Source organism: Cobetia sp. (genome assembly GCF_983723665.1).
The window spans coordinates 28,941-38,893 of sequence record NZ_CFDJES010000009.1; the positions used below are offsets into that span (position 1 = coordinate 28,941).

General features: G+C 64.0%; 7 protein-coding genes and 3 pseudogenes. 8 read left to right on the forward strand and 2 right to left on the reverse strand.

Annotation, left to right across the window (positions count from 1 at the left end):
- Positions 1 to 495, forward strand: a pseudogene (locus AC4FAH_RS02160) (MFS transporter); the annotation flags it as partial.
- Positions 496 to 704: 209 nt separating this feature from the next.
- Entirely contained in the window at positions 705 to 1,310 is a 606-nt protein-coding gene (locus AC4FAH_RS02165) for a YajG family lipoprotein (protein WP_052384762.1), read from the forward strand.
- Between the two features lie 137 nt (positions 1,311 to 1,447).
- Here AC4FAH_RS02165 and tmpT read toward each other — a convergent pair whose 3' ends face one another.
- Positions 1,448 to 2,119 carry a thiopurine S-methyltransferase gene (tmpT, locus tag AC4FAH_RS02170; RefSeq protein WP_225996460.1) on the reverse strand — a complete coding sequence of 224 codons (672 nt, stop codon included), beginning with the start codon at positions 2,117 to 2,119 and terminating at the stop codon, positions 1,448 to 1,450.
- Positions 2,120 to 2,159: 40 nt separating this feature from the next.
- Complete coding sequence (locus tag AC4FAH_RS02175; protein ID WP_082388145.1) at positions 2,160 to 2,858, reverse strand: TIGR04211 family SH3 domain-containing protein; 699 nt, start codon at positions 2,856 to 2,858, stop codon at positions 2,160 to 2,162.
- Positions 2,859 to 3,691: 833 nt separating this feature from the next.
- Here AC4FAH_RS02175 and miaB point away from each other — a divergent pair.
- The 6 genes and pseudogenes from miaB to lnt all read left to right on the forward strand — a co-directional run bounded on the left by miaB (position 3,692) and on the right by lnt (position 9,886).
- Entirely contained in the window at positions 3,692 to 5,041 is a 1,350-nt protein-coding gene (gene miaB / locus AC4FAH_RS02180) for a tRNA (N6-isopentenyl adenosine(37)-C2)-methylthiotransferase MiaB (RefSeq protein WP_192838307.1), read from the forward strand.
- Positions 5,042 to 5,314: 273 nt separating this feature from the next.
- Positions 5,315 to 6,424, forward strand: a complete 1,110-nt coding sequence (locus AC4FAH_RS02185; protein ID WP_052384763.1) for a PhoH family protein — start codon at positions 5,315 to 5,317, stop codon at positions 6,422 to 6,424.
- A gap of 68 nt (positions 6,425 to 6,492) precedes the next feature.
- A pseudogene (ybeY, locus tag AC4FAH_RS02190) lies at positions 6,493 to 6,783 on the forward strand (rRNA maturation RNase YbeY); the annotation flags it as partial.
- Between the two features lie 180 nt (positions 6,784 to 6,963).
- Positions 6,964 to 7,245: pseudogene (ybeY, locus tag AC4FAH_RS02195) on the forward strand (rRNA maturation RNase YbeY); the annotation flags it as partial.
- A gap of 128 nt (positions 7,246 to 7,373) precedes the next feature.
- Positions 7,374 to 8,282, forward strand: a complete 909-nt coding sequence (locus AC4FAH_RS02200; protein ID WP_052384764.1) for a CorC family transporter — start codon at positions 7,374 to 7,376, stop codon at positions 8,280 to 8,282.
- 86 nt (positions 8,283 to 8,368) lie between these two features.
- Entirely contained in the window at positions 8,369 to 9,886 is a 1,518-nt protein-coding gene (gene lnt / locus AC4FAH_RS02205) for an apolipoprotein N-acyltransferase (protein ID WP_286989315.1), read from the forward strand.
- Positions 9,887 to 9,953 lie beyond the last annotated feature (67 nt).

Below are 9,953 nucleotides of genomic sequence, written 5' to 3' on the forward strand. Positions count from 1 at the left end.
CCTCTGCTGCTGACCCAGATGGCCAGCGCGACAGGCGTGACGCTCTCTCCTGCCACCCTGGCCTGGCATAGCTTCCTGGTGATCGCCATCGGCGCGCCCGGCTGCGTCATCGGGGGCTGGCTCTCGCGCAGCCGAGGCAGCCTGTGGGTCGCGCGTCTCGGGCTCGCCGGTTCGGTGATGCTGACGTTGGTCTTCGTCGCCGCCACGCAGCTTGAGGCGGGTTACGGCGTGCTGCTGGCATTGCTGGCGCTGTGGAGCCTTCTGGCCGTGATCGACTCGCCACAGTTCTCGGCACTTGCCGCGGGCGGCACCCCGGTCGAGCTGCAGGCCAGCGCCCTGGCGATGATGAATGCCTTCGGCTTCAGCCTGTCGCTGGTCTCGATCGCCTTGCTCACGCCGCTGATCGCCGGCCACGGCAGCCTGCTGCTGCTGGCCTTGCTGCCCGGCCCGCTGCTGGGCCTGCTGGCCTTGAGCAGACGCGTCGACGGCGCATGAGCCATGGACCATGGGCTACGGGCCATGAACCTCGGCCACTGTCGCTTGCAGAGGACACCCGTGAGCCTGAATTTCCACTACGCTCAGGCGCCATTCTGGCCCTATACTCGCGCCATTGTGCTCCGGCCATCCCGCGCTGCAGGCGAGATATTGGCAACGGATGGCCGAGATGACTCCCATGACAACCGGCCTCAGGCCCAGGAACCCCGATGATGATGCACAAGTTGCGCACCACCTGCATGAGCGTGGCACTGATCGCCACGGCGGCACTTCTCAGCGCTTGCGGCACCAGCCCGCAACGCCTGTACGTCAATCCGCAGGTCGGCGAGATGGGCGTGGTCGGCCACGGGCAACAGGTGGTGGTGGATGTGCTCGATGAGCGCCCGTCAGAGCGCATCGGTTCTCGCGATGGCGCCACCAATGCCTCGAGCTATCTGGTCGTGCCGACCGGCGACCTGACACCCAAGCTTGAGGCCCAGACCGTCAGCGCCCTGCGCCGCATGGGCTTCGTGCCGGTGTCCGCCGAGCAGGCCAACCAGGGCGCAGCAGAGCTGACCATCTCGCTGACCGAGCTGGCCTATGGCGTGAAGCGCGGCGGCCTGATCACCGACACCGCGACACTCAATGGCGTGATCAAGGCCGTCGCCGTGTCCGGCAAGCAGCGCTATACCGGCAGCTACACCGCGACGCGTGATCAGGGCTATGCCCTCAAGCCGAGTCAGGAGAAGAACACCGAGATGGTCTCTGAGGTGATCGGCGATGCGCTGACTCGCGCCTTCCAGGACACCACCCTGATCCGCCAGCTCGACCAGTAGGCTCGATCAGCAAGTTCGATCAGCAGCTCGCCACCAACGAAAACGCCACCGCCGCCCATTGGGCGCCGGTGGCGTTTTTCATGCGAGCTGGACCTTCATGAGGACTGGACCTGACTGACAAGGTCACCTCTGAGTCGTCAGCGACGCGGTCCCTTGCGCACCAGACTCCACACCGTCTCACGCAAACCGCGCTCATCCGGGGCACGACGCTCCAGCACCTCAAGCGTGAAGTTGGCGCTCAACAGCTGACGAATCTCGTCTTCGGCGACATGGAACGGCGGGCCCTGATGCTGCTCCGTCTGCCGCTCGAGACTGATCAACAGGCCACGCGCGCCCGGGGGCAGCAGCTGCGCCAGATGGAAGGCGTAGCGCTGCCGGGTGGCCGGCGGCAAGGCGATCAGCGCGGCGCGATCATAGAAGGCGTCCAGATGATCGACATGGTCGATATGGAAGTGGAAAAAGTCTCCGCACCACAGCTCGACCATGCCCTGGCGGAAGCATTCGAAGTGCTCCAGCCGATAGCGCGAGACATCCCCGGCGCCTTCGGCGACGAACTGCTCACAGGCCTGGCGTGCAAGCTCGATGCCCAGCACCGGATAGCCCTGCGCCGCCAGCCAGCGCATGTCGAGACTCTTGCCACACAACGGCACCAGCACCTTGGCGCCCGCCGCGATCTCAAGCCGCGGCCACCAACGCTCCAGCGCCGAATGCGTGGCGGGCAGATGAAAGCCGATCCGCCCTTCCTGCCATCGCGCCAGCCAGGGGTCACTGGCCGGCGTCGCGTCCATCGTCGTGTCTTGTGCCGACATGAGCTGGCGCACTCCCTCTGCTATCGGTTACCGGGATGCCTTACAGGAAGCCGTGACGCTTCTTCTTGCGACGCGGCAGGTGCGGCACGATCAGGCCGACCAGCAGGCCGACACCCGCCACGCCACCGCCGTACATGAAGTAGCGCATCAGCAGGTCCTGCTTCTTGGTATCGAGCTTGGTTTCCATGTCCTGCATCTTGCTACGCGCCTGGGCAAGCTCGGCTGACTGGCTGTTGCTGGCCTGCTCAAGCTCCTCGATGCGCGCCTGACGCGTCTCGAGGCCGGTCTTCATGTCCTCGACACGGGTTTCCCACTCTTCATTGATGCCGTCGAGCTTGGCAGTCAATTCCTTGACCCTGGCGCTCAGCTCGGGCACCCGGGCATTGACGCTCTGGGTGTCCTGCAGGTCAGCGGAGGGAATCCACACCACGTCGCCGCTGGCGGTGCGGATCTTGCTGTAGTCATTCTGGACCTCGAGCAGCTCGACCGGCTGGCCGGCTTCCACCGTGCCCACGATGCGGTAGCCATCCGTCGGGCCACTGCGCACGAAGGTGGTGAGGTCATCGGCGACCCAGCGGTCGGTGGCCGCATTGGCCAGCGGTGCGCCCAGCAGCAGGCTGCCGGCGACGCCAGCCCCCAGCACCACACGGCGCAGTGAGCGCGCAAGCGTCGAACACGGCGATCGGGGTGACAGGAGACCGAAAGATGAAGGGGTGCTGGTAATGGAGAATCGCGTCATATCGTGTTCTTCATGGCTGTCTAAGGGCGTAAGCCGACCGTGTCAGGCGTGTGGGCACGAGGAGCAAGCGCGCTGAATCCTGCATCCCTACATGCCGAACATGATCGACCGCTTTTGGGCGAAGGAAGCCTCGCCCTGTCTGCCCATGCGGTGTCTGCCAGGTTGCGCAATGCAAGGCGTCCTGCCTGGCATCGCTGTCGCGCTTGGACGTACGGTACGAATTTGCCGCGAGAAAAATCCGAGACTGTCATTTCAGTGTCTTCAGACATCCACACTTTCTGTGGATAAGTCTTGGGACAACCTCAAAGGGGCAGGTCTGCGCACGGCGAAATGCCTGCCCCGCCAACAAATCGATCAAATTTTAACCAGCTCAGGCAGCCGGGCTATCGGCATGAAAACCTCAACAAATCAAGCCATTGACAGCCTGATGTACGTTGCGCAACACCTGCCTGATAACTATGAAACATGCCAAGCCCCTGTTGTAGCGTCAGGGCATGCGCGGGCTTTCTCGTGAGGATACCACAGCCACCATCAGGCTGAACCGGTGGTTGGCAGGCATCCTCCTCATTGCTGACAGCGATGCGACAGGGCTGGCCGCATGGCCGGCAGACTCCTATACTGTGCCGTCCCGATTTTGGCCTCGACCCGATCAGCGTGCCGCTTGGCACAGTATCGTCGCGCCCTCGATTCCCGGCCAGCCATCGGCGCCGGGGCTCATTCATTACAAGTCGCGCCCGCTTCTCCTGACCGCTGACGCTGCCCGCCGCCACCATGTGCCCGGGCGCGAGGCGCACGAAGCCCGGGCGCGCAGCTCAGAGCGTTCACACAAGGCAATGGCGAAGAAACTCTTCATCAAGACTCACGGCTGCCAGATGAACGAGTATGACTCCGCGCGCATGGCGGATCTGCTCGGCGAATCGCATCAGATGGAAGTCACCAGCGACGAATCCGAAGCAGACGTCATCCTGCTCAACACCTGCTCCATCCGCGAGAAGGCGCAGGAGAAGGTGTTCCACCAGCTGGGACGCTGGAAGAAGCTCAAGGAAAAGAACCCAGACCTGGTGATCGGCGTCGGCGGCTGCGTGGCCAGTCAGGAAGGCGACAACCTGCGCAAGCGTGCCCCGCATGTGGACATGGTGTTCGGCCCGCAGACCCTGCACCGCGTGCCGAAGATGCTCGACACCCGCCGCGACAGCCTCAAGCAGATTTCCGTGGTCGACGTGACCTTCCCCGAGATCGAGAAGTTCGACAACCTGCCCGCGCCCAAGAGCGACGGTGCCAGCGCCTTCGTCTCGGTGATGGAAGGCTGCTCCAAGTACTGCACCTTCTGTGTGGTGCCCTACACCCGCGGTGAGGAAGTCTCGCGTCCCTTCGAGAAGGTGATGGATGAAGTCATCCACCTGGCCGACCAGGGCGTGCGCGAGATCAACCTGCTGGGCCAGAACGTCAACGCCTACGCCGGTCTCAACCAGCTGGGTGAGGAGATCGATCTCGCCGAGCTGATCAGCTGCGTGGCGCAGGTCGAGGGCATCGACCGGATCCGCTTCACCACCTCGCATCCGCTGGAGTTCAAGGACTCGCTGATCGAGGCCTTCGGTGAGATCCCGGAGCTGGTCAGCCATCTGCATCTGCCGGTGCAGTCGGGCTCCAACCGCATTCTGGCGGCGATGAAGCGCGGCCACGAGCGTGACCTCTACATCGACAAGCTCGAACGCATCCGCGCGCTGCGTCCGGACATCAGCTTCTCCTCCGACTTCATCGTCGGCTTCCCGGGCGAGACCGATCAGGACTTCATGGACACCATGGACCTGATCGGCCAGATCGGCTTCGATCACTCCTTCAGCTTCATCTACTCCGCACGTCCGGGCACCCCGGCGGCGAATCTGGAAGATGACACTCCGGAAGAAGTGAAGAAGGAGCGCCTGCTCATCCTGCAGGAGCGCATCAACCAGCAGGCGATGCAGATCGGTCGCAAGATGGTCGGCACCACCCAGCGCATCCTGGTCTCCGGCTTCTCGCCGCGTGACCCGGGCCTGCTGTCAGGGCGCACCGAGAACAACCGGGTGGTCAACTTCCGCGCCGCCAACCCGACCGAGCTGATCGGCTACCTGGTGGATGTCGAGATCACCGAGGCCTACCCCAACTCGCTGCGCGGTGAGCTCAGCTCGCCCTACCGCTATTGATCGCTCGTCGCTCACGACATTGACGAGGCGCCATCAGCCCCCACTATCAAGCAGATAGCCACGCTGGCCGTACAGGACAATTGCCCTGTACGGCCATCGCGCATTAAGCTCTCTTGAGACTTCGGCAACGCGTCACCATTGACACTGAAATGGCGCCGTCATGCGCCGTGGCGGGCAGAGCGCCCCGTGCATAACGCGCAGGTATCCGCCATCGCGGCTGCCCCTCATCGCCAAGCATCATCGTCACTCATCACTATCAGGATATTCGACGCCTTGAGCCACCAGTCACAGCAAGCCAATCGCATTCTCAACATGACGCTTGAGCCGGCAGACCCGCAGCGTCTGGCCAGCCTGACCGGCCAGCGCGACGAGCATCTCAAGCTGATCGAATCCCGGCTCGGTGTCACCCTGCGCAATCGCGGCAATGACTTCCAGATCGCAGGCCCCGCGGCCGCCGTGAAGGCGACCGCCAACGTGCTGGAGCATCTGTATCGCGAGACCGGCGCCGGCGAAGTCGATGCCGAGACCGTTCATCTGTTCCTGCAGGAATCCGGCGTCGAGGCGCTGGTCGAGGCCGCCGAAGACCAGGGCGCCACCTACGGTGATGTGGTGATCCGCACGCCCAAGGTGCTGGTGCGCCCGCGCGGCTTCAATCAGCAGGGCTATGTCACCGAGATGCGCAATCACGACATCAACTTCGGCATCGGCCCGGCCGGTACCGGCAAGACCTATCTTGCCGTCGCCGCTGCCGTGGAAGCGCTCAACAACAACGAAGTGCGACGCATCCTGCTGGTGCGCCCGGCGGTCGAGGCCGGCGAGAAGCTCGGCTTCCTGCCGGGGGACCTGGCCCAGAAGATCGACCCCTACCTGCGCCCGCTCTACGACGCCCTGTACGAGATGCTCGGCTTCGAGCACGTCAACAAGATGATCGAGCGCCAGATCATCGAGATCGCGCCGTTGGCCTACATGCGCGGCCGGACGCTCAACAACGCCTACATCATTCTCGATGAGTCCCAGAACACCACGCGCGAGCAGATGAAGATGTTCCTGACGCGCATTGGTTTCGGCTCCACCGCCGTCATCACCGGTGACGTCTCGCAGGTCGATCTGCCGCGTGGCACCCAGTCAGGTCTCGCGCACGTGATGGAGGTCCTCAAGGACACCCCGGGGATCAGCATCACGCGTTTCCTGGCCAAGGACGTCGTGCGTCACCCGCTGGTGCAGCGCATCGTCGAGGCCTACGACACCTTCGAAGCCGCGGAAGAGCAGCAGGAAGGCGAGCGTCGCGAGCAGCGTCAGGCCGAGCGCGAAGCCCGCATGGCGGCGCTGAATGCCCAGAGCAACGTGCCGCCTGCCAGCACCCCGACGGGAGGTAGCCAGTGAGCGAAGCCCCTGCGGTCGTCGTGGACCTGCAACTGGCCATCGGCGAGAGTGAATTCGATGGCCAGCCGCTGCCGGCCAGCCATCAGCTGGAAGCCTGGGTGGCGGCTGCGCTGCTGGCCGCCGCGGAAGACGGCGCGCTGGAGCGCGATGCCAGCGACGCCGCGGCGCCGTACGAGCTGACCGTGCGTCTGGTGGAAGAAGCCGAGAGTCAGGGCCTCAATCGCGATTATCGCGGCAAGGACTCCCCGACCAACGTGCTGTCCTTCCCGCATGAGCCGCTGGATCTGGACGACTTCGCCCTGCCGCCGGAACTGGCCGCGCGCTTCGCCGAGGAAGGCGATGACGACAGCCTGCCGCTTGCGGGCATGCCGGAGGGCGATCTGGACGCCGGCGAAGAGGAAGGTCTCGACGGTCACAACAGCGACGATGTCATGCTGGCGTCAGACGCCATGAGCGAAGCTGACGAGGCAGACGTCTCTGATGCCGCGCCTTCTGGCTTCTCGACTTCTGGCACCGCGTCTTCTGCCCTCGGCTCTGCGGCTCCCGAGACCGCGGCTGAGCAAGCTCTTGATGAACAAGCTCTTGATGAGCAGCGCTTTCTGGGCGACCTGATCATCAGCGTGCATGTCGTCGCCCGCGAGGCGCGGGAACAGGGCAAGTCGCTGGAAAATCATTTCGCCCACATGCTGGTTCATGGCACCTTGCACTTGCTCGGCTATGACCATATCGAGGACGATGAAGCCGAACGCATGGAAGCGCTCGAGCGTCATGTGCTGGCAGGGCTCGGCATCGCCGACCCCTACCGGGAAGAGAATCACTGATGCCGGCGCCCCTGCGCATCGGCAGCACCCGCCGTCGGGTGACTCGGGGCTTGTCCCCGGGTCGCTCGGCTGCCCCGATACCACCACGACGATGGGGTATCGCCACCGAGGAAAAGAGAAACTAACGCATGAGCGAAGACCGATCGGGAAGCCAATCGAAAACCTGGCTCGATAAGCTGTTCGGCGCCTTCTCAAGCGACACCGACGAACCCAGCTCCCGTAGCGAGCTGCTCCAGTTTCTGGCTGAGGTAGGCCCACGCCTCAACCTCGATCAGGACGCCATCGCCATCATCGAAGGCGCGCTGGAAATCAGCGACCAGCAGGTGCGCGAGGTGATGATCCCCCGCTCCCAGGTGCAGGCCATTCAGGTCGATCAGCGCCCGGAGGAGTACCTGCCGCTGATTCTCGAATCGGCTCACTCCCGCTATCCCGTCATCGACGAGAACCTCGACGAGGTGCTCGGCATCCTGCTGGCCAAGGACCTGCTGCCGCTGATTCTGCAAAATGACAGCGAGCGCAAGCGCTTCGATCTGCGCGAAGCGATCCGTCCGGCGATGTTCATCCCCGAATCCAAGCGCCTCAACAGCCTGCTCAAGGAATTTCGCGAGACCCGCAATCACATGGCGGTGGTCATCGACGAGTACGGCGGCACGGCAGGCCTTGTCACCATCGAGGATATCCTCGAGCAGATCGTCGGGGATATCGAGGATGAGCACGACACCGATGAGGATGAGGACATCCGCGAGCTGGGCGATGGCCAATTCGCCGTCAGCGCGCTGACCACCATCGATGACTTCAATGAGCACTTCGATACCGACTTCTCCGATGAGGAATTCGACACCATCGGCGGTCTGATGATTCAGCGCTTCGGTCACATGCCGCGCCGTCAGGAATCCACCGATTTCGCCGGCTGGCGTTTCACGGTGCTCAATGCGGACAATCGTCGCATTCGTCAGGTACAGGTATGCCGTCTGGAAGATGCCACCGGTGACGCGCCGCCCTCGGCCGAGCATCGTGCGCACATTAGCGGCGAGTGATTCATGGCCTGACCACAGGCTGACCCGATAGAGGACAATGCCAGACACATCCGCCGATGTGTCTGGCATTTTACAAGGAGAGCGGCATGTCAGATTCCCCCCGCGCGAGGAGCTTCCCGGGCGCCTCGTTGCTGGCCAATGTACTGGCGATCATTGCCGGGATACTGGTCACCCTGAGCTTTGCCCCCTTCGAGCAGTGGTGGCTGGGCCCGATCGGCGCAGGCCTGCTCTACGGGGCGCTGCGCATGGAAGGCGGTGGCTTCCTGCGCGCCTGGTGGTTCGGGGTCGGCCTGTTCGGCAGCGGGGCCAGCTGGGTCTACGTCTCGATCCATGATTATGGCTATACCGGCATGCCGCTGGCGGTGCTGCTGACGATGCTGTTCGTGGCCTGCATGGCGCTGTTCCCGATGCTGTGGATGGGCCTGTGGCAGCGCTTCTGCTCACGCAAGCTCGATGCGCTGTCATTCGCCGCGGTATTCGTGCTCAGCGAGCTGTTCCGCACCTGGGCCTTCACCGGCTTCCCGTGGCTGCTGCTGGGCAACAGTGCCGTGGGCTCGCCGCTGGCCAGCTGGGTGCCGGTGCTTGGCGTCTACGGTATCTCGCTGATCATCGCGCTGTCCGGGGCGCTGCTGTGGAATCTGGCGCTGCGGCGCCGCTGGTGGGCGATCGCGCCGCTGATCGTGCTGTGGAGCGCGGGTCTGCTGCTGCCGACCGACTGGACACAGTCCGGCGGCCAGCCGGCACGCGTCGCCCTGCTGCAAGGCAACCTGCCGCAGTTGATCAAGTGGAGCGCCGAAGGGCAGCGTCGTGCGGCCAATACCTACGCCGCGATGACGCGCGCCGTGCAGGACGATGCTGATCTGATCGTGTGGCCGGAGACGGCACTGCCGATGCTGCGCGACCAGGCCGAGCCCTTCCTCGAGCGCATCCAGGCAACTCTGCCGCCCAAGACCGGTCTGATCACCGGGATCGTCGAGCGTGACGCCGACAATCGCTTCTACAACAGCGTGATTCCCATCGATGACCCGTCGGCCCAGTATCGCAAGGAGCATCTGGTGCCCTTCGGCGAGTATGTGCCGCTGGAAAGCTGGTTGCGGGGCATCATCGGCTTCCTGGACCTGCCGATGTCGAGCATGCAGTCAGGCGACAGCCAGCAGCCGCCACTGATGGTCAGCGGTCTGCGTATCGGCGTGGCGATCTGCTACGAGATCGTCTATCCGGAGCTGGTCCGCCAGCGCGCCTTGAGCTCTACCGTGCTGCTGACCGTCTCCAACGACACCTGGTTCGGTCACTCCATCGGCCCGCTGCAGCACCTGCAGATGGCTCAGCTGCGCGCGCTGGAAAACGGCCGCTATCTGCTGCGTGCCACCAGCAATGGCGTGACGGCGATCATCTCGCCGCAGGGGGAGATCATCGCCCGGGCACCCCAGTTCGAGGAGGCCACTGTCACTGGCGATATCCGCCTGCAACTGGGCATGACGCCCTGGATGCACTACGGCCTGCTGCCGGTGTGGATCCTGATCGCGCTGCTGCTGGCGCCGGGCCTTGTGCTGGGCATCAACGAATGCCTCAAGTCGCGCCGTCAACGCCCGCAGGACGCCTGAGGGCCAGAACGTCTGAGGGCCAGAACGTGTGAGCCCCCAGGGCCTCAGACGCTTGAACGCTCAACCT

Coding starts and splice junctions, on each gene's coding strand:
- AC4FAH_RS02165 (WP_052384762.1), top strand. CDS start 705: ATGATGATGCACAAGTTGCGCACCACCTGCATGAGCGTGGCACTGATC.
- AC4FAH_RS02200 (WP_052384764.1), top strand. CDS start 7,374: ATGAGCGAAGACCGATCGGGAAGCCAATCGAAAACCTGGCTCGATAAG.
- tmpT (WP_225996460.1), bottom strand. CDS start 2,119: ATGTCGGCACAAGACACGACGATGGACGCGACGCCGGCCAGTGACCCC.
- AC4FAH_RS02175 (WP_082388145.1), bottom strand. CDS start 2,858: ATGACGCGATTCTCCATTACCAGCACCCCTTCATCTTTCGGTCTCCTG.
- lnt (WP_286989315.1), top strand. CDS start 8,369: ATGTCAGATTCCCCCCGCGCGAGGAGCTTCCCGGGCGCCTCGTTGCTG.
- miaB (WP_192838307.1), top strand. CDS start 3,692: ATGGCGAAGAAACTCTTCATCAAGACTCACGGCTGCCAGATGAACGAG.